The organism is Bacillus sp. JJ783, assembly GCF_036963225.1.
GTDB lineage: Bacteria > Bacillota > Bacilli > Bacillales > Bacillaceae_G > Bacillus_A > Bacillus_A cereus_U.
The window spans coordinates 40977-61346 of record NZ_JBALMG010000043.1; the positions used below are offsets into that span (position 1 = coordinate 40977).

Genomic DNA, 20370 nt, shown 5'->3' on the forward strand with positions numbered 1-20370 from the left:
CATCCCCCTCTCATTCTGAGCGAGCCGCTTGCGCTTTTAAAGTGGCCTCACTAATTCAAATTGTTCTCCTAGTTTTGCGTAGTTGTGTCCTGCTAGGCGGCTTATTGGTTTTAGTTCTTCGGCGTGAATTCGGCCGTTTTCGTATAAGTGTTCTGCGACGTGGAAGCGAACGACACGGCCAATTAGTAGATCACAAGCTGGTGAGTCTTCGGTTCCGCCGAGCGGGATAGCGCGTTCTAATACGCATTCCATTCGAATGTTTGCTTCTTTCACCCCTGGTACTGAAATGACATCACTGTCGATTGGTGTTAGTTTTGCTAATTCGATTTCACTTTCGTTAGGAGGTAGGTTGGCTGCTGTTTCATTGATCGCTTCTACGTAAGATTCATCAGAAATATGTACGACAAATTCCCCTTTTTCGATTGCATTTCGGGAAGTGTCTTTCGGTCTTCCTTCTTTGCGTTGTACGGAAACCGAGATAAGTGGTGGATTGGCAGCGACGATATTGAAATAACTATATGGCGCACCGTTCAATACACCATCTTTAGTTACAGAAGTAACGAATGCAACAGGACGTGGAATGATACTTCCTGTTAGTAATTTGTAATTATCTTTTTCGGTTTGTTCGTTTGGATTAATGGATAACATGTTGTAATCCCCTTTCTAAATATGAATACTTATTGTTTGTTTACAAGATATCAATGGGAATCTCCTGCTGAAAATAATATTTTTTTGATGATGTAAAAAAAGAGATTACCTCAATTGAAGTAATCTCTTTTTTGGTAAATATCTCGAAATAGAGATAAATATTAAAGTAAAACGTATGCGCCAGGACCGATTAAAGCTACACCAACTGCAACGGCGATTAAAATTAAATTATATTCAAATCCGTCTTGTGTTACCCAGTAACCATTTTTTCCGTGAACAGTGAAGATTGCCATTAACATTGTTCCAACGATAAATAATGAACCAATTACAGTGAAAATACCTGCTGCGAATAAGAAACCACCTAATAGTTCAGTTGCGCCAGCCATAAATGCCATAAATACACCAGGGCGTAAACCGATTGATTCCATCCAGCCGCCTGTTCCTTTCAGCCCGTAGCCACCAAACCAACCAAATAATTTTTGAGCACCGTGACCCATGAATGTAATTCCTATAATAAGACGAATAATAAGAAGACCGATATCCATCATTTTAAAAACCTCCTAAAAGTTATTAACTTATCTTATGTAAGTAATAATAAAATAGTTACTTACTTTAGTCAAGTGGATTTCAACAAAAATTTGAAAGAAATTTTACAAATTAACAACAAAAAATAAAATGTAGTAAAGACCTCTAGACAAGTAAGTGAAAAAAAGAGAAAATATAAGTAGAAGTTAACTTCTTATTGTTATTCAGACAATCAGAATTGACTGGAATTTTGTGAGGCGCTACAATAAGAGTCTAGTAGTAATGACATGATTTATTTCGAAAGCGTTTTTACAGTATAATATTCGAAGTATGAAGTCTTACGTGTATTTCGATCTTGAATAGAGATTGCCCTATAAACTTTTAGGTAAATTATAAGGAGGACTATCCTATGTTTAAAAAATTATTCGGTTTTGGTTCAAAAACAAATGAAGAAACAATCGTAGCTCCATTAACTGGAGCAGTGAAAAATATTGAAGAAGTACCAGATCCAGTATTCGCTGGTCGTATGATGGGTGACGGTGTTGCAATCGATCCTACTGAAGGTGTAGTTGTATCTCCAGTTGATGGTGAAATCGTACAATTATTCCACACGAAACATGCTATTGGAATTAAAGCGAAAAACGGTACAGAAATTTTAATCCACGTTGGATTAGAAACTGTAAAAATGGAAGGTGAAGGTTTCGAAGCTCACGTTTCTGAAGGACAAGCTGTAAAAGCTGGAGATAAATTAATCTCATTCGACTTAGAATTAATTCGTGAAAAAGCGAAAAGCACAATTACTCCAATCGTTATTACAAACACAGATGCAGCTGAGTCTATTAAGACAACTGTAGGTGTAACAGCTACAAAAGGTTCAACAGAAGTAATGAAAGTTACAATGAAATAATTATTGTATGAAAGGAATCTGTTTCGTATGAAATGGATTCCTTATTTTGTTTCGTAGTGTGTTCATTATGTATGGTAAATACTTTGGGCGCTTGGAAATAGGGTTTCACATATACGTGGATAAGGCGCATTTTTCTTAGAAAAAATATAAGAGAAATGCGCCTTTCGTATATTCACATTTCTTTTGTTCTATTCTAATGTACGTTATGATAAATGGTAGGAAACAGAAAAAAAGGGGTGGGTTTAGATGAAACGGGTGTTATTTGTTTGCACTGGAAATACATGCCGTAGTCCGATGGCTGAGGCTTTGCTTCGTCATTATGGAGAAGGTAAATTTGAAGTGCAATCTGCTGGTGTTTTCGCCTATCCTGGAAGCGATGCGTCGGTACATGCAAAGGAAGCCCTAGCTGAAAAAGGAATTGTAATCGATCATGCCGCGCAGCAGGTAAACGATACGTTGGTTGATTGGGCGGATATTGTAGTAACAATGACGGAAAATCATAAGCAAATTGTACTTGGGCATTATCCGAGTGTTGAAAAGAAATTGGATACATTATATGGATTAACTGAGGGTGTAAGTAAGGATATTTCAGATCCATTTGGCGAATCGCTTTCTATTTATAAAGAAACGTTAGAAGAGATGGAAAAACTTGTACAAACTTTACTGAAAAAACATTCAGAAGGTTGATGTTTCGTGTATAATACGATATTGGAGATCACTTCGTTCCATTAAGGTAGCGAGTGTGAAATGAAGATAATTGATTGAAACTTTGGAGGGGTAAAAATGAAAGTAGTAGTAGCATCTGATCACGGCGGTATGAATATCCGTAAAGAACTTGTAAGTTTATTAGAAGAGTTAAATATTGAATATATTGATTTAGGTTGTGAATGTGAAGCTGGTTCTGTTGATTACCCTGATTTTGCGTTTCCAGCAGCAGAAATGGTCGCAAATGGTGAAGTGGATCGTGGCATTTTAGTTTGCGGGACAGGCATTGGTATGTCAATCGCAGCAAACAAAGTAAATGGTATTCGTTGTGCATTAGTTCATGATACTTTCAGTGCGAAAGCGACGAGAGAGCATAATGACACTAACATGTTAGCAATGGGCGAGCGTGTAATTGGAGCTGGTCTAGCGCGTGATATCGCAAAAATTTGGCTAACAACTGACTATGAAGGTGGCCGTCATGAAAACCGCGTAGGAAAAATTAAAACGTATGAAACAAAGTAATAGATTCTAACTATAAGTATTATGAAATATAATTTGGTGAACCAACCTGTGAAAGGAAGAGGCGTAATGACAGAAATCGTAAAGGTAAGAGAACAGCTGCAAATGTTGCTTTCTGATTTCCAAGAACAAGCCACACTGCAAAGAGGCCAAATTTTTGTAGTGGGGTGTAGCACGAGCGAAGTGCTAGGTGAAAGAATTGGAACATCAGGAACGATGGAAGTGGCAGAGGCGATTTTTTCTGAATTAAAACAATTTCAAGAGCGAACAGGTATTGAATTGGCGTTTCAATGTTGCGAGCATTTAAATCGTGCTTTAGTAGTTGAAAGAGATGTAGCGATGAAATATCAATTTGAAATTGTAACAGTTACGCCTGTTAGATCAGCAGGTGGTGCATTAGCGACGTATGCGTATCACAATTTTAAAGATCCGGTAGTAATTGAGTTTATTACAGCAGATGCAGGAATGGATATCGGCGATACATTTATCGGTATGCATTTAAAGCATGTAGCTGTACCGGTTCGTACAAGTGTGAAGGAAATAGGAAGTGCGCATGTAACGATGGCGAAAACACGTGGGAAACTAATAGGCGGAGCACGTGCTGTTTATGCGGCAAACGAAGAAGCTATTCTTTGCCGTTAAACATGAAAAATTATAAAGTCTTATAACAGCTTTATATCGAAAGTTAAAAGGTATGTAGTCTGACTTTATAATAGAAGAAAGAAAAGACCAATTTTGGTCTTTTTTTTTCTTTTATGATATAGAAAGTCATGTTAGAATGTAGTTGAAAACATGAAGGTTCGAAAGAATTACAACCTGAATTTTCGTTTTTTCTGAATAAATGAGAAAAAACTATTGGGAATTGATGTAATTCGTTCAGAAAAGGGGGATTTTGGTGGATCATTTAAAACGTCAAGATGAAAAGGTATTTGCTGCAATTGAGGCAGAACTAGGAAGACAGCGTTCAAAGATTGAGTTAATTGCTTCGGAAAACTTCGTAAGTGAAGCAGTAATGGAGGCGCAAGGTTCTGTTTTAACGAATAAGTATGCTGAAGGATATCCTGGAAAACGTTACTATGGTGGTTGTGAACACGTAGACGTAGTAGAAGATATCGCACGTGATCGCGCGAAAGAAATTTTTGGCGCAGAGCATGTAAATGTTCAACCACATTCTGGTGCACAAGCGAACATGGCAGTATACTTCACGATTTTAGAGCAAGGCGATACAGTACTTGGTATGAATTTATCTCATGGTGGTCACTTAACACACGGAAGCCCTGTTAACTTCAGTGGAGTACAATATAATTTCGTAGAATATGGCGTGGATGCTGAATCTCACCGTATTAATTACGATGATGTATTAGCAAAAGCGAAAGAACATAAACCAAAATTAATCGTTGCAGGTGCAAGTGCATATCCTCGTGTTATCGATTTCAAACGATTCCGTGAGATTGCAGATGAAGTGGGAGCATACTTAATGGTTGATATGGCACATATCGCTGGTTTAGTAGCAGCTGGTTTACATCCAAATCCAGTACCACATGCACATTTCGTTACAACAACAACACATAAAACATTACGCGGCCCACGTGGTGGTATGATTTTATGTGAAGAACAATTTGCAAAACAAATTGATAAATCAATCTTCCCTGGTATTCAAGGTGGCCCGCTTATGCATGTAATTGCTGCAAAAGCTGTTGCATTTGGTGAGACACTACAAGATGATTTTAAAACATATGCACAAAATATCATTAATAATGCGAATCGTTTAGCTGAAGGCCTTCAAAAGGAAGGACTTACACTTGTTTCTGGTGGAACAGACAATCATTTAATCTTAATTGATGTTCGTAACTTAGAGATTACAGGTAAAGTAGCAGAGCACGTATTAGATGAAGTTGGTATTACAGTGAATAAAAATACGATTCCATTTGAAACGGCAAGCCCATTTGTAACAAGCGGCGTACGTATCGGTACAGCAGCGGTAACATCTCGTGGTTTCGGTTCAGAAGAAATGGATGAGATTGCAGCAATTATTGCTCATACATTAAAAAATCATGAGAATGAAGCTGAACTAGAAGAAGCGCGCAAACGTGTAGAAGCGTTAACGAGCAAATTCCCAATGTATACAAATCTATAATAGATTAAAAAAGACTGCTGAAACGTAATTGTTTTAGTAGTCTTTTTTTGTGGACATATATTGCTTTTAAAGTATGTATACAAATGATGAATAAATTTTGGCGATATAATGAAGGATACAGCTCCCATAATTGGTAAAGATACTAGATAGATTCATCGCAAAATCATGATTTTACCAAATTTGCCCTTGAATATTAGTAGCGTTTTCTTTACAATCGTAAATAGTGTAAAAAAGCGTGTAAACGCATGAATATCATCTAAAGGAGAGATTCACATGGGAAAACTGTATGTATTTGATCACCCGTTAATTCAACATAAGATTACATATATTCGCGATAAGAATACAGGTACGAAAGATTTTCGTGAATTAGTGGACGAAGTAGCAAGCTTAATGGCTTTCGAGATTACTCGTGACCTTCCACTTAAAGACATTGAAATTGAAACGCCTGTAAGCAAAGCGACAACAAAAGTGATCGCTGGTAAAAAACTTGGTTTAATTCCGATTTTACGTGCAGGTTTAGGAATGGTTGATGGAATTCTGAAATTAATTCCAGCAGCAAAAGTAGGACACGTTGGTTTATACCGTGACCCTGAAACATTGCAACCGGTAGAATACTATGTGAAACTTCCAACGGATGTAGAAGAGCGTGACTTTATCGTACTAGATCCAATGCTAGCAACAGGTGGTTCTGCGGCTGAAGCAATTAATTCTCTGAAAAAGCGCGGTGCAAAGCACATTAAATTAATGTGTATCGTAGCTGCTCCAGAAGGAGTAAAAGTAGTACAGGAAGAGCATCCTGATGTTGATATTTATATAGCAGCATTAGATGAGAAGTTAAATGACCATGGTTATGTAGTTCCAGGTCTTGGTGATGCTGGTGACCGTTTATTCGGAACGAAGTAAGACAACAGACGAGAGGGGGATTCCCCTCTCGTTTTTTTTCGCCCTCAGCGCACGGGGGAGGGGGAGATAAATATACAGGGTATATACAACATAAGTTATATACACATCACATATAATATAGAAGTCTTACGTCTAGAGAACACTATATTATGGAAGGAGAGCGCTATATCTTAAAAATATAATAGTGACAAACTTGTGAACATTTTCTTCTATTATAAAGAGAGATCTGTTAGAAATTGCATATCTCTAACCAGTATTTAGAAGGGGAACGTTTTCATTTTTGGGAGGAAATGCCTAATACTCAAATTTTTTGATTTTTTACGATTTCTCGTTGACACTGTTAATACCCTATTGTATGCTAACAACGGGGATAGATGGTAGGGCTTTCAGTGACAAAAATGCATCTATTCCGTGACGAAAATGTAAACTTTTTATTTTGTATAGAATTTATGCAGAAAAATGAGTTATTATTAACACATCGTGAATGAGGGTTACATATTGGAGGGATGAATCCTTGCAAAAAAACGATCGCAGCCATATAAAAGCGTATGCTTTAATGTCAGGAATACTTGCTCAGTTAGTTGGTTCTATTCTTATTGGAATCTTTGGTGGGCAATGGATTGATAATAAGGTTGGAACGTTTCCGTTGTTTCTTATTATAGGGTTATTACTCGGGTTAGGAACAGGGGTATACGCAATGATTCGACTCATTCAACATTACTATTCGGGAGAGCAATGATGATAGACGTACATGGACTTGTCCAAAGACAAAAGAAATATATGTACTACTTGCTTGCGCTTCTAGTGCTAGGATGGGGAATTACCTCTTACAAGGATGTATTTCTTGGGCTGATTATCGGAACGATTTTCAGTTTTCTTAGTTTGCGCATCATTGCACGTAGAACAGACAAGCTATTAGATCGCGTAACAAATGGAGAAAACGTGAAGTTTAAGGCGACAGCGGTAAGTACATATTCAAGATTCGCCACGATTGGGTTATTAATTTTATTTGCAGCCAAATATCAAGAGTTAATTGCGATGTGGGGCTTAGGTGTAGGATTGCTGACAGGATACCTTGTCATGATCATAGATTTTCTTTATTTAGAGTATACGAGCAGGGAAGAGAGGTGAATTACTAGTGGAACACGGTAAATTAGTTAAATTTCTAGGTTTAACGTTCGATTTGTCATCAGTTATGATGGTTACTGTAGCAGCAGTTATTGTTTTCTTAATCGCTGTTATCGGAACTCGCAGCTTAGCGCTTCGCCCAACCGGAATGCAAAATTTCATGGAATGGGTGTTTGACTTCGTGAAAGGGATTATCAATAGTACGATGGACTGGAAAACAGGTGGACGTTTCTTAACGCTTGGCGTTACGCTTATCATGTTTATCATCGTATCGAACTTCCTTGGTTTACCATTCATGTATTCAACAGTTGAGGCTGGCGAACATATTGCATGGTGGAGATCACCAACGTCTGATCCAGCAGTTGCATTAACATTAGCCGTGATGGTAGTTACCCTCACCCATTATTATGGAATTAAGATGAAGGGTACGAAAGAATATGCTAAAGGTTATTTCCAACCTATGAAATTCTTATTCCCATTAAAGGTTATTGAGGAGTTTGCTAACACATTAACGTTAGGTCTTCGTTTATTTGGTAACATTTATGCAGGTGAAATCTTATTAGGATTACTTGCTAAGTTAGGCGGAGCATCATTCTTTGGAGCATTAGGTGCACTTGTACCGATGTTAGCATGGATGGGATTCAGTGTATTCGTTGGATCAATCCAGTCATTTATTTTCGTAATGTTAACGATGGTTTATATGGCTCATAAAGTAAGCCATGACCATTAATATAATTTTAAGTAAGAAAAAATTTATTTTTTTATAATACAAAGGAGGACAAATTAAATGAGTTTAGGTGTAATCGCAGCTGCAATTGCAATTGGTTTATCAGCATTAGGTGCAGGTATTGGTAACGGTCTTATCGTATCACGTACAATCGAAGGTGTTGCTCGTCAACCAGAATTAAAAGGCGCACTTCAAACAATTATGTTCATCGGGGTTGCTTTAGTTGAGGCACTTCCAATCATCGGTGTAGTTATTGCTTTCATCGTAATGAACAAATAAGGGAGACTCCCCTTACATAGATGGCGAAGAGTGTTTTTTTGAACTTTCTTCGCCATTGCTTTATGAACGAAATGTATGTCTTTTTTTTTCATAGGATCAATTTAGATATTTTGAAGGGAGTGAATCCTTGTGCCAACTTTATTATTAGGTGCTTCCATTCCATTTGGAACGATTGCTTATACATTGTTCGTTTTCTTACTTCTATTAGTAATGCTACGCAAATTTGCGTGGGGTCCTTTAATGGGAATTATGAAAGAACGTGAAGAGCATGTTACTAATGAAATCGACGCTGCAGAAAGAAGTAACACTGAAGCGAAGAAGTTAGTAGAAGAACAACGTGAAATGTTAAAACAATCGCGTGTTGAAGCACAAGAGTTAATCGAAAGAGCGAAAAAACAAGCTGTAGATCAAAAAGATGTTATTGTTGCTGCTGCGAAAGAAGAAGCAGAATCAATTAAAACATCTGCTGTACAAGAAATTCAACGCGAAAAAGAGCAAGCGATTGCTGCTTTACAAGAACAAGTCGCTTCTTTATCTGTTCAAATTGCTTCTAAAGTAATTGAAAAAGAGTTAAAAGAAGAAGATCAAGTGAAGTTAATTCGCGATTATATTAAAGAAGTAGGAGAAGCGCGATGAGCAATGGGATTGTAGCAAAACGTTATGCTGTCGCTCTTTTCAAAATTGCAAAAGAAAAACACGTATTAGAAATGTTTGAAGAGGAATTACGCCTTGTACAAAACGTTTATGTAAAGAACGGAGAACTACATAGCTTTTTAACGCAACCGAACATTTCAAAAGAGCAGAAGAAAACGTTTCTTGCAAACGTATTCGCATCTGTTTCTGAATCTATTTTAAATACGTTATATATTTTAATTGATAACAAGCGTATTGATATTCTACCTGAAATTGCAGATGAATATGTTGTTCTTGCTAATGAAGAACGTAACGTAGCGGATGCAACTGTATATTCTATTCGTCTTCTATCAGAAGACGAAAAACTTAACATTGCAGAAGCATTTGCAAAAAAAACAGGAAAAGATGCAATTCGCGTGAAAAATGTTGTAGATGAAGATTTACTAGGCGGCATTAAAGTACGTATTGGAAATCGCATTTACGACGGAAGCTTACAAGGAAAATTAGCACGTATTCAGCGTGAATTAATGAAGAATAGATAGGGGTGAAGCACATGAGCATCAGAGCTGAAGAAATTAGCGCACTGATAAAGCAACAAATCGAGAACTATCAGTCTGAAATCGAAGTTAGTGATGTTGGTACAGTTATCCAAGTTGGTGACGGTATTGCGCGTGCTCATGGTCTTGATAACGTTATGGCTGGTGAACTTGTAGAGTTCTCTAACGGCGTTATGGGACTAGCACAAAACTTAGAGGAAAACAACGTAGGTATCATTATCTTAGGACCTTACACAGAAATCCGTGAAGGTGACGAAGTTCGTCGTACTGGTCGCATCATGCAAGTACCAGTAGGAAAAGAACTAATCGGTCGTGTTGTAAACCCATTAGGTCAACCAGTTGATGGTTTAGGCCCAATCAATACAACAAACACTCGTCCAATCGAAAGTCCAGCACCAGGTGTAATGGATCGTAAATCTGTTCATGAGCCACTTCAAACAGGTATTAAAGCGATCGATGCTCTTGTACCAATTGGCCGTGGTCAACGTGAGTTAATCATCGGTGACCGTCAAACAGGTAAAACAGCAGTTGCACTTGATACAATCATTAACCAAAAAGATGAAGATATGGTTTGTATCTATGTAGCTATCGGACAAAAAGAATCAACTGTACGTAACGTAGTAGAAACACTACGTAAGCACGGTGCATTAGATTACACAATCGTTGTAACTGCATCAGCTTCTCAACCAGCTCCATTATTATACCTAGCTGCTTATGCTGGTGTAACAATGGGTGAAGAGTTCATGTACAATGGTAAACACGTATTAGTAGTATATGATGACTTATCTAAACAAGCAGCGGCTTACCGTGAGCTTTCATTACTATTACGTCGTCCTCCAGGTCGTGAAGCATATCCAGGGGATGTATTCTACTTACATTCTCGTTTATTAGAGCGTGCAGCAAAATTAAGTGATGCAAGAGGCGGCGGTTCTTTAACTGCACTACCTTTCATCGAAACACAAGCAGGGGACGTATCAGCTTACATCCCAACCAACGTAATCTCTATTACGGATGGACAAATCTTCTTACAATCTGACCTATTCTTCTCTGGCGTACGTCCAGCGATCGATGCGGGTACTTCTGTATCTCGTGTAGGTGGATCTGCTCAGATTAAAGCAATGAGTAAAGTATCAGGTACACTTCGTCTTGACCTTGCATCTTACCGAGAGTTAGAAGCGTTCGCTCAGTTCGGTTCTGACCTTGATAAAGCAACACAAGCGAAATTAAACCGTGGTGCTCGTACAGTTGAGGTATTAAAACAAGGATTACACAAACCGTTACGTGTAGAGAAACAAGTTATCATTCTTTACGCTTTAACACGTGGATTCCTAGATGATATCCCAGTAGTAGATATCACTCGTTTCGAAGAAGAATTCCATGCTTGGTTAGATTCAAATGCAGCTGACTTATTAAGCGAAATTCGCACAACTAAGAAACTTGCGGATGACGACAAATTTGCAGCAGCAATTAACGGATTTAAAAAGGTATTCGTAGCTTCTGAATAATAATGAAAAGTGAAGTCGACTGTTCAGCCCCATCGGCTAAGGTTCTTTTCCACAAAAGGTGCTTTCTACCTTTTGGTGGGGAAGGTTCTTAGACGAAAGGGGCTAGGAGACGGAACTAGATAAATAAAAGCGGAAGCGGCTCGTCCTGAATGTGAGGGGGATGGAGCTTCTGACGAAGAGGCGGTTTTTGCCTCGTAGGAAGAAGTGAAGCCACCGAGCATTCAAGCCGCTGGAGCTAGATCATATAAAAGGCATCTCAGCTTTTGAGATTGCTGACGGTTATGTAAAGGAAAAGAGTAGGTGCACCTATTCTTTTCCTTCAATCATGAGCAAGAATATCTTGCAACGTAGATTAGGAAGAGGATTCTTACTAATCGTGCCAACTTCCGGAAAAAAGGTGGTGAAAACCTGTGGCATCTTTACGCGATATAAAAGCGAAGATTAACTCGACAAAGAAAACGAGTCAAATTACGAAAGCGATGGAGATGGTATCTGCATCTAAGTTAAACCGTGCAGAGCAAAATGCTAAATCTTTCGTTCCGTATATGGAAAAGATTCAAGAAGTAGTAGCGAGCATTGCGCAAGGAAGTAAAGGGATTAATCATCCAATGCTAAATGCGCGTCCTGTAAAGCGTACAGGATACATCGTTATTACATCTGATCGCGGACTAGCAGGTGGTTATAACAGTAACGTATTACGTACAGTAAGTAACGTAATTCGTGAACGTCATAATATGGATTCAAACCAATATTCAATTATTGTGCTTGGACGACTAGGACGTGATTATTTAAAACGTCGCGGCTTTAACATCATTGATGAAGTAGTTGGATTATCTGACCACCCATCATTTGTTGATATTAAAGATATTGCTTCTCGAGCAATTGCGATGTTCGCAGATGGTGCTTATGATGAGCTGTACATTTACTACAATCATTATGTAAGTAAAATTTCACAAGAAGTAACGGAAAATAAAATTTTACCGCTTACGGATGTGGCGTCTGACAAACCGACGACAGCTTATGAATTCGAACCTTCTGAAGAAGAAATTTTAAAAGTATTATTGCCACAATACGCAGAAAGCTTAGTGTACGGTGCATTACTAGACGGTAAAGCAAGTGAGCACGCGGCGCGTATGACAGCAATGAAGAGTGCTACAGACAACGCAATGGAAGTTATCGATTCACTTACACTTTCATTCAACCGTGCACGTCAAGCAGCGATTACGCAAGAAATTACGGAAATCGTTGGTGGAGTAGCAGCGTTAGAATAGTAATAAAAAGCGTAGGCGGTTCGTTCAGAATGAGAGGGGGATGGAGCTTTTGACGTAGAGGCGATTTGTGCCTCGCAGGAAAAAGCGAAGCCACCGAACATTCTAACCGCTGGAGCTAGATTCAATAAAAAGCGTAGGCGGCTCGTCCAGAACAGGAGAGTCGCGTAAGCTATAAACTAATAAAAATTAAAAGCCGACTTCTCTTAGAAAGCTGGCTAATTAAAAGAAAGCTAGGAGGGAACCCGATGAATAAAGGGCGCGTTACGCAAATCATGGGTCCGGTTGTAGACGTTAAGTTTGATGGCGGAAAGCTACCAGAAATCTACAACGCCCTTACGGTAAAACAAAGCAACGAAAACGGAGCAAGCATTAACTTAACATTTGAAGTTGCACTTCATTTAGGTGATGACACAGTTCGTACAGTTGCGATGTCTTCCACAGATGGACTTGTTCGTGGCACAGAAGTAGAAGATACTGGTAAAGCAATCTCTGTACCAGTTGGTGATGCAACACTTGGTCGTGTATTTAACGTATTAGGTGATGCAATTGACTTAGATGGTGAAGTTCCTGCCGATGTACGTCGTGATCCAATTCACCGTCAAGCGCCTGCATTCGAAGAATTATCTACTAAAGTAGAAATTCTTGAAACTGGTATTAAAGTAGTAGATTTACTTGCCCCTTACATTAAGGGTGGTAAGATCGGTCTATTCGGTGGTGCCGGTGTAGGTAAAACAGTATTAATTCAGGAATTAATTAACAACATCGCACAAGAACACGGTGGTATCTCTGTATTCGCTGGTGTAGGTGAGCGTACTCGTGAAGGTAACGACTTATACCACGAAATGAGCGATTCTGGCGTAATTAAGAAAACTGCGATGGTATTCGGACAAATGAACGAGCCACCTGGAGCACGTCAACGTGTTGCATTAACAGGCTTAACAATGGCTGAACATTTCCGTGATGAGCAAGGACAAGACGTACTATTGTTCATCGATAACATCTTCCGTTTCACGCAAGCAGGTTCTGAAGTATCTGCCCTTCTTGGTCGTATGCCATCTGCGGTAGGTTACCAACCAACACTTGCAACTGAAATGGGTCAATTACAAGAGCGTATTACATCTACAAATAAAGGGTCTATCACGTCTATCCAAGCGGTATACGTACCAGCCGATGACTATACGGATCCAGCACCAGCTACAACGTTCGCTCACTTAGACGCAACAACAAACTTAGAGCGTCGTTTAACACAAATGGGTATTTACCCAGCCGTAGATCCATTAGCATCTACATCTCGTGCACTTTCTCCAGAAATCGTAGGAGAAGAGCATTATGAAGTAGCTCGTCAAGTACAGCAAACTTTACAACGTTATAAAGAGCTTCAAGATATCATCGCTATCTTAGGTATGGATGAGTTATCTGAAGAAGATAAGTTAGTTGTACATCGTGCTCGTCGTATTCAATTCTTCTTATCTCAAAACTTCCACGTAGCTGAGCAGTTTACAGGTCAAAAAGGTTCTTACGTACCTGTAAAAAATACAGTTAGTGGTTTCAAAGAAATTCTAGAAGGAAAATATGATGACCTTCCAGAAGATGCATTCCGTCTTGTTGGTAGCATTGAAGAAGTTATTGAAAACGCGAAGAAAATGATGGCGTAAGGCCTTAGGAGGGACGAATTATGAAGACATTTCCAGTCAGTATTGTAACTCCTGATGGACCGGTTTACGAAAAAGAAGTAGAAATGGTAAGTGTAAAAGCAGAGAGTGGGGAAATGGGGATCTTACCAGGTCACATTCCAACTGTTGCACCGTTAAAAATTAGTGCAGTTCGTCTGAAACATGATGGGCACACTGATTATGTAGCAGTAAGCGGTGGCTTTATCGAAGTTCGTCCAGATAAAGTAACTGTATTATCATCATCTGCTGAAGAAGCAAACCATATCGACATCCATCGTGCAAATGAATCGAAACGTCGCGCTGAGCAACGTATGCAAGAGAAACAAGCACATGTTGACTTTAGACGTGCAGAAATGGCCTTGCAGCGTGCTGTGAACCGTTTAAACGTTTCTGATATGAAGTAAAAAAACCGTAAAGGCTTTGCCTTTACGGTTTTTTTTATAAATGATAGTTCATGAATAATTTTACAAAAATGGTATAATTATATTGATGTTTGTATAAGTAGAGAATGTACAACAATTTATATTTCATAAAGGGGATGAATCAATGATCGGTGAAATGAAACGAGAAGCGTTGCACTCTTTAAAAGGCAAATGGGGACTAGGTGTTGGATCAACGATTTTATATTTTATTTTAAGTTATGTTGTTTCAATGGCCGCAATGCTTATACTTTTAATTCCAGGACTTATTATATTTTTCTTATTCGCTGGTTTAACAGGCTCACTTGAAGAGGAAACAATATCAATCGGAGCAGGTGTTACATTTGGGATCTTTTATTGCATAATGATCATTTTGAGTAATGCATCATACGGTATTACATCATACGGTTATACGAATGTATTGCTACAAATTAGCAAACGAGAAAGTGCAAAAGTAGATCACTTATTTGAAGGGTTTCGTGGTTTTAAAAGAATGATGAAAACAATGTGGGCAATGCTTGCGATTTTGTTATATACAGGTACATGGATTCCGATGTTGTTACTAGGTTTATTCGCGTTTTTGGGTGAAGAAGGGAATACGTCGTTTGCAATTGCTTTCTTCGTATTATTAGCTATTTCAATTGTCGGCATGATTGTAATGTATTTTTCTTATGCGATGACGTATTATGTGATGATTGAAAATCCAGATTATAGCGTTTCACAGGCGATGAAAGAAAGTAAGAATCTTATGAAGGGACATAAACTAGATTTATTTCTTCTATGGCTTAGCTTCATAGGGTGGGCTATTTTAGCGATTCTTACTCTTGGAATAGGGTTTCTTTGGCTTAGTCCATATGTAGGTACAACGACAGCACATTTTTATCGCTATATTGCAAAAGGTGAATTGCAGTAGGAACATGCTATACTAATAGAATTGTTACGTATTGGAGGCTAATTATGATTAGTGATTTAAAAGGAGAAGCGCTAGATTCACTAGAAGGAAAATGGGGCTTAGCTGTTGGGGCAACATTACTTATTTCGATTCTTACTTCAGTTTTTAGTTTTAGTATTCAGTTCATTCTCTCTCAGGTTTGGGAGTGGAAAGAAGTGAATAGCTCACTCTCAATAGAGGTTATTACAATATTGCTGGTGGGGCCTTTAACGCTAGGGGGTTATTGTTTAGCGCTACATATAATTCGTGAAAAAGAAGCGCGTATTGGGCATATATTCAGATGGTTTACAGAAGGAAGTAAGTTTATAAAGTCATTTTTATTATATATAGTAGTAAACATTTATATTTTCTTATGGTGCTTACTATTTATTATTCCAGGCATTATTAAATCATTTTCTTATGCGATGACGTATTTTATTATAAATGATCATCCTGAGTATTCAATAAATCAAGCTATTACAGAAAGTCGTCGTATGATGGCTGGACATAAGATGGAGTATTTCATTTTATGTTTAAGTTTTATTGGTTGGTTTATATTAAGTTGTATTACATTAGGGATTGGATTTTTATGGTTGATTCCATATTTTTATACAACGGCAGCAGCTTTTTACGAAGAGATTGCAGAGGAATATTACGAAAAAAAAATTCCAACACTTTAAAAAAACACCCAGTGTGAACTATTGGTTCATACTGGGTGTTTTTTGTAAAAATTTTATAAACTGTTTACTCGTTAGAGGTTTACTGAAATAGTAACCTTGCATGTATTTACAGTTGTTTTTTTGCAGAAACTTAAGCTGTTTTTCTGTTTCAATTCCTTCAGCAACGACAGAGAGATTTAAAGTATTTGCAAGAGAAAGGATAGTGGAAACGATGGCTCTCTCTTCAGGTCGATGATCGGCTAGTTGTGTAAATTCTTTTGGTACCTTTAATGTATCGATAGGGAAAATTGATAAATAAGCAAGAGAAGAGTAGCCGGTACCGAAGTCATCAAGGGACGTTTGAATACCATATTCTTTTAATTGCTTTAGTCTCGATAATGTTTCCTTTTCATCAATCATCGCAATTCGTTCTGTTAGTTCAAGTGTTACATCTTTCGGGTCAATCTTTACGTCCTTTAGTATTCGTGAAATATTTTCGATGAATTGATTTTGTGTAAATTCTTTCGCTGATAAATTGACACTCATTTTTAAGTTTGTGTATCCAAAACTTTGCCATATTTTTAGTTGACGACAAGATTCTTGTAGCACCCAATGTCCAAGTGGGATGACCTGCGGAGTCTCTTCCACAATTGGAATGAACTCACATGGTGAAATGTCACCTAATAGTGGATGTTTCCAACGTATTAATGCTTCAGCACCGATAATTTTATTTGTTGTCGTATCAATTTGTGGTTGATAGACGAGATGAAATTCGTTGTTTACTAAAGCGAGTGGCAAATCTTTTTCGATTCGAGCTTTACGTTCCATTTTCTTATATAGTTCTTTCGTGTAAAGAGAGCTACGATTTTTCCCTTTATTTTTTGCCTCATACATGGCCATATCGGCATGTTGTAAAATAGACAGTGGGTCTTCTCCTGCTTCAGGGTATATGGCAATCCCGATACTCGGTGAGATTCGTAAATGTTGATTTTCGATTTCGAATGGTTCGTTCATGGCTACTACAATCATATCAGCTATCCTTTTTACATCTGTCCTTTTTTGATAATTTTCGATAAGGATTGTGAACTCATCCCCAGCTAACCGGGCAAGTTTCATATTCTGTGTTGATATTCGTTCGAGCCTTTTTGCTACTGCAATTAATAAGAGATCTCCTACCCGGTGACCGAGTGTATCATTAATAACTTTAAAGCGATCTAGGTCTAGAAACATAACAGCAAAAGGTCTTTTCGATATTTTTGCTCGTGCAATTGCTTCTTCTAACTGCTGATGAAATGAACGGCGATTTGCAAGTTCCGTTAAAGTATCGTGATATGCTAGGAAATTAATTTGTTCTTGTTGATGCTTGCTTTCTGTAATATCTTTAATCATTAAATAGGCCCCAGAAATATGCTCCTTTAAAAAGATGGGAACAGCTGTAACATGCAAGTAGTAAATATCTCTATTTTTATGATATGCCCGTATTTCTAAAGAAATAGATTTCCCTTTTTTAACGTGACGAAAGGCATTAATGATCTCTTCCAAATCTTCTTCATACATAAGTGAATAGTATGGTTGGTTTAATAATTCATTCGTTTGATAACCGAGTAAAGTAGTTCCAGCGTTGTTCACATTGAGGAAATTACCGTACAAATCTAATGTGAAAATTGGATCTGGATGATGCTCGTATAAAGATTTAAACATTTGTTGGTTATGATATAACTCATTTTTTTGTTCTACTAAATCTTCTGTACGTAGTTCGATTTGTTTCTCGAGTTCTAAACTGAATTGCATTTGTGCTAGCAATAATATTTTATTTTGTCTTCGAACTAACGTATGGCGTATGAGAACGAAGGCGAAAGTTACTATAAGTCCAATTACTACGATAGGTGCAAAAACATTTTCGACCAATATAAAAACAATAAGCATCACTACAGAAATATACGGTAATGATAATCGGATTGATTCACCCACTTGAGGTGTTAGTAATACTTGTTCTTGTTTTTCAGGCTCTTTTGTGTGAAGTATACAAGCGATTGCTACTAATACTAGGGTTACTTGATATAATGGGGCAACTGTGAACATAGAGTGCTCGGGCTGGAAGTATTTGATATAAGCATAAATAGCATCCGTAGTAGCATACAAAATTAAAGAGCTGCCAAGAAGAGCGCCAACTTGTTTTGGTAGTAAGAATAATGGCCTGAATAAGAGGTTGATTCCTATTAAAAGAAAAAGTAAATCAGCCATTGGATACGTGAGTTGAACAAACATGTCGATATATGATGTTGTAAAAATATGAATGGTTCTTTCAATAAGCAAATAGTAGCTTAAAGTAAATTGAGCTGTAACAATAATACAAATATCACATATCGTAAAAAGCTGCTCCAATAAGTCTCGGCCATAAATAATTTCATATAGAAAGGCAAATGCAAAGCTAATTAAAAATAATAAGTAAAAAAAGTCTGATGGATCAACGAATGTATAGTAGTCATGCAAAATTAAGCGTTGATAAGAAACTACTATATCGCCGATAAAATAAGAGAAAGATCCGATAGTTAATATCATCCAAAATAAACGAGCTAACCCTTGTTTCATATTGGAAAAGTAAAATATATAACTACAAATTGTAATATCAATTAATATGGTACTTATTCCAGTTAATATTTGAAATGGAAGTGCGTATTCATATAAAAAAGGCATTGATACGTAATGAATAGTTATATACAACAATGCAATGCTTATTAGAATACTTACATGTGTTTGTTTTTTCATTTATATCACCCACTGTATATACATAAGAACCACCTTTTTGTAGTTTATGTTTTTTAGGATTGCTTGAAAAACATATAGAACTTCTATATTTATTTTACACATTTATTATGAGTTGTAAAAATAGATTTGCTCAGTAAGTATTAATTGTTGTTTCTGTTCCCAATATATCGACATAGGAATTTGAAGTTTGCTATAATGAATTAAATAGTTGCATTATTTAGAAAAATTTAAAAATAATAAATAATGCAAGTAAGACATATTGTTTACTATGTGAACTTGTTCTTAATTCAGGGGGGAGGGTTTCACAATGGCAAGTGTATATGAAAATAGTTATATGATCGTTTTGATTTTCTTGCTATTAGGTATATTGCTGCCGGTAGTGGCTCTTACATTAGGAAAAATGCTGCGTCCAAATAAACCGAGTGCAGCGAAAGCGACGACGTATGAGAGTGGAATTGAGCCTTTTCATGATGCAAATATTCGGTTTCATGCTCGTTATTATATTTTCGCTTTATTGTTCGTCATCTTTGATGTAGAAACTTTATTTTTATACCCATGGGCTGTTGCATATGACAAGCTGGGTTTATTTGCACTGATTGAAATGCTCATTTTTGTTGTGATGTTGCTAGTTGGATTAGCGTATGCTTGGAAAAAGAAGGTGTTACAATGGTTATAAATTTTGAGGAATTACACCCGCGGGATCGAGCGGAATTAGAAAGAAATATCTTTTTTTCTACATTGGAACAGTTGAAGGGATGGGCGCGGAGCAACTCTTTATGGCCGATGACATTTGGACTGGCATGCTGTGCGATTGAAATGATGGGAGTAGGCTCATCACATTACGATTTAGATCGATTTGGGTCATTTTTTCGGACTTCACCAAGACAATCAGATGTCATGATTGTGTCAGGAACGGTAACGAAGAAAATGGCGCCTATTGTTCGGCGCTTATATGATCAAATGCCTGAACCAAAGTGGGTAATTGCGATGGGATCTTGTGCAACAGCCGGTGGTCCGTATGTGAATTCGTATGCTGTTGTGAAAGGTGTAGATCAAATTGTACCAGTTGATGTGTATATTCCTGGATGCCCTCCAAATCCTGCTGCTTTAATTTATGGAATTAATAAATTAAAAGAAAAAATTCGTTACGAGGCGAGGACCGGGAAGCAGGTGACGAATAAATGAGTGATCCAAATAAAGACTTAGAAAGTATGAAAAGAGAAGCAGCCCGTCATGCGAAAGAGGAAGCGCGAAAACGTCTTGCTGCGAAACATGAGGCGGAAATGTCTAAACTTGAAGGAGAACATCGAGAAAAAGAGAAAGCGCTACCAAAAGATAAGGGGATTAATGTAGAAGAAGCGAAGGCGAAAGCCGCAGCAGCCGCCAAAGCGAAAGCAGCGGCATTAGCGAAGCAGAAGCGAGAAGGAAACGAAGAAGTAACGGACGAAGAAAAAGTCAAAGCGAAGGCGAAAGCC

At 37.7% G+C, this 20370-nt stretch carries 24 protein-coding genes and 1 pseudogene; 22 read left to right on the forward strand and 3 right to left on the reverse strand.

Annotated elements, in window-relative coordinates; all coding sequences use genetic code 11:
* Positions 1–36: 36 nt before the first annotated feature.
* Together V7038_RS09930 and V7038_RS09935 are read right to left on the reverse strand one after the other, a co-directional pair.
* Positions 37–648: a flavin reductase family protein gene (locus tag V7038_RS09930; RefSeq protein ID WP_070168213.1), complete on the reverse strand. Its 612-nt coding sequence runs from the start codon at positions 646–648 to the stop codon at positions 37–39.
* A gap of 161 nt (positions 649–809) precedes the next feature.
* Positions 810–1196, reverse strand: a complete 387-nt coding sequence (locus V7038_RS09935; protein ID WP_002113051.1) for a DoxX family protein — start codon at positions 1194–1196, stop codon at positions 810–812.
* A gap of 386 nt (positions 1197–1582) precedes the next feature.
* Between V7038_RS09935 and V7038_RS09940 the strand changes: the two genes are divergently transcribed.
* The 19 genes from V7038_RS09940 to V7038_RS10030 all read left to right on the forward strand — a co-directional run bounded on the left by V7038_RS09940 (position 1583) and on the right by V7038_RS10030 (position 16147).
* A complete protein-coding gene (locus V7038_RS09940) occupies positions 1583–2080 on the forward strand; it encodes a PTS sugar transporter subunit IIA (RefSeq protein ID WP_002016294.1) in 498 nt (165 codons plus the stop codon).
* Between the two features lie 246 nt (positions 2081–2326).
* Positions 2327–2767 (forward strand): low molecular weight protein arginine phosphatase, encoded by a 441-nt coding sequence (locus V7038_RS09945; protein ID WP_002113050.1) that lies wholly within the window; start codon positions 2327–2329, stop codon positions 2765–2767.
* A gap of 96 nt (positions 2768–2863) precedes the next feature.
* A complete protein-coding gene (gene rpiB / locus V7038_RS09950; protein ID WP_000869917.1) occupies positions 2864–3307 on the forward strand; it encodes a ribose 5-phosphate isomerase B in 444 nt (147 codons plus the stop codon).
* Between the two features lie 66 nt (positions 3308–3373).
* Positions 3374–3946: a TIGR01440 family protein gene (locus V7038_RS09955; RefSeq protein ID WP_335470010.1), complete on the forward strand. Its 573-nt coding sequence runs from the start codon at positions 3374–3376 to the stop codon at positions 3944–3946.
* A gap of 253 nt (positions 3947–4199) precedes the next feature.
* Positions 4200–5441, forward strand: a complete 1242-nt coding sequence (gene glyA / locus V7038_RS09960; RefSeq protein ID WP_002113047.1) for a serine hydroxymethyltransferase — start codon at positions 4200–4202, stop codon at positions 5439–5441.
* Positions 5442–5714: 273 nt separating this feature from the next.
* Positions 5715–6344: a uracil phosphoribosyltransferase gene (gene upp / locus V7038_RS09965; RefSeq protein ID WP_002113046.1), complete on the forward strand. Its 630-nt coding sequence runs from the start codon at positions 5715–5717 to the stop codon at positions 6342–6344.
* Between the two features lie 374 nt (positions 6345–6718).
* Positions 6719–6832 carry a DUF4024 domain-containing protein gene (locus V7038_RS09970; protein ID WP_000232963.1) on the forward strand — a complete coding sequence of 38 codons (114 nt, stop codon included), beginning with the start codon at positions 6719–6721 and terminating at the stop codon, positions 6830–6832.
* Positions 6833–6858: 26 nt separating this feature from the next.
* On the forward strand, positions 6859–7083 hold the full coding sequence (locus tag V7038_RS09975) for an AtpZ/AtpI family protein (RefSeq protein ID WP_002089742.1): 225 nt from the start codon (positions 6859–6861) through the stop codon (positions 7081–7083).
* A complete protein-coding gene (locus V7038_RS09980) occupies positions 7083–7475 on the forward strand; it encodes an ATP synthase subunit I (RefSeq protein WP_002016288.1) in 393 nt (130 codons plus the stop codon). Before V7038_RS09975 ends, V7038_RS09980 begins: the two co-directional genes overlap by 1 nt.
* 7 nt (positions 7476–7482) lie before the next feature.
* Complete coding sequence (gene atpB, locus V7038_RS09985; RefSeq protein ID WP_016106712.1) at positions 7483–8202, forward strand: F0F1 ATP synthase subunit A; 720 nt, start codon at positions 7483–7485, stop codon at positions 8200–8202.
* 57 nt (positions 8203–8259) lie between these two features.
* Positions 8260–8478 (forward strand): F0F1 ATP synthase subunit C, encoded by a 219-nt coding sequence (gene atpE / locus V7038_RS09990; RefSeq protein ID WP_000052064.1) that lies wholly within the window; start codon positions 8260–8262, stop codon positions 8476–8478.
* A gap of 129 nt (positions 8479–8607) precedes the next feature.
* Positions 8608–9114 (forward strand): F0F1 ATP synthase subunit B, encoded by a 507-nt coding sequence (gene atpF / locus V7038_RS09995; protein ID WP_016106711.1) that lies wholly within the window; start codon positions 8608–8610, stop codon positions 9112–9114.
* Positions 9111–9653 carry a F0F1 ATP synthase subunit delta gene (gene atpH, locus V7038_RS10000; RefSeq protein ID WP_002113044.1) on the forward strand — a complete coding sequence of 181 codons (543 nt, stop codon included), beginning with the start codon at positions 9111–9113 and terminating at the stop codon, positions 9651–9653. The genes atpF and atpH overlap by 4 nt, the downstream gene beginning before the upstream one ends.
* An 11-nt stretch (positions 9654–9664) precedes the next feature.
* Complete coding sequence (gene atpA / locus V7038_RS10005; protein ID WP_002113043.1) at positions 9665–11173, forward strand: F0F1 ATP synthase subunit alpha; 1509 nt, start codon at positions 9665–9667, stop codon at positions 11171–11173.
* 410 nt (positions 11174–11583) lie between these two features.
* A complete protein-coding gene (gene atpG, locus V7038_RS10010) occupies positions 11584–12444 on the forward strand; it encodes a F0F1 ATP synthase subunit gamma (protein ID WP_002113042.1) in 861 nt (286 codons plus the stop codon).
* Positions 12445–12689: 245 nt separating this feature from the next.
* Positions 12690–14099, forward strand: a complete 1410-nt coding sequence (gene atpD, locus V7038_RS10015) for a F0F1 ATP synthase subunit beta (protein WP_002113041.1) — start codon at positions 12690–12692, stop codon at positions 14097–14099.
* 20 nt (positions 14100–14119) lie between these two features.
* A complete protein-coding gene (gene atpC, locus V7038_RS10020; protein WP_002113040.1) occupies positions 14120–14521 on the forward strand; it encodes a F0F1 ATP synthase subunit epsilon in 402 nt (133 codons plus the stop codon).
* A 142-nt stretch (positions 14522–14663) separates the two neighbouring features.
* Entirely contained in the window at positions 14664–15449 is a 786-nt protein-coding gene (locus V7038_RS10025; protein ID WP_335470013.1) for a DUF975 family protein, read from the forward strand.
* A gap of 44 nt (positions 15450–15493) precedes the next feature.
* The gene (locus V7038_RS10030) at positions 15494–16147 is read left to right on the forward strand and encodes a DUF975 family protein (RefSeq protein WP_002113038.1); all 654 of its coding nucleotides are present in this window, start codon (positions 15494–15496) and stop codon (positions 16145–16147) included.
* Positions 16148–16165: 18 nt separating this feature from the next.
* On the opposite strand, the gene V7038_RS10035 is transcribed toward V7038_RS10030, so the two are convergent.
* Positions 16166–18895: a putative bifunctional diguanylate cyclase/phosphodiesterase gene (locus V7038_RS10035; protein ID WP_335470016.1), complete on the reverse strand. Its 2730-nt coding sequence runs from the start codon at positions 18893–18895 to the stop codon at positions 16166–16168.
* Between the two features lie 307 nt (positions 18896–19202).
* Here V7038_RS10035 and nuoA point away from each other — a divergent pair, with 307 nt between their 5' ends.
* The 3 genes and pseudogenes from nuoA to V7038_RS10050 form a co-directional block, all read left to right on the forward strand.
* Positions 19203–19571 carry an NADH-quinone oxidoreductase subunit NuoA gene (gene nuoA, locus V7038_RS10040; protein WP_000179270.1) on the forward strand — a complete coding sequence of 123 codons (369 nt, stop codon included), beginning with the start codon at positions 19203–19205 and terminating at the stop codon, positions 19569–19571.
* Positions 19562–20080: an NADH-quinone oxidoreductase subunit NuoB gene (gene nuoB / locus V7038_RS10045; protein WP_002113032.1), complete on the forward strand. Its 519-nt coding sequence runs from the start codon at positions 19562–19564 to the stop codon at positions 20078–20080. The genes nuoA and nuoB overlap by 10 nt, the downstream gene beginning before the upstream one ends.
* Positions 20077–20370 (forward strand): annotated as a pseudogene (locus tag V7038_RS10050) (NADH-quinone oxidoreductase subunit C); the annotation flags it as partial. The gene nuoB and the pseudogene V7038_RS10050, both read left to right, overlap by 4 nt.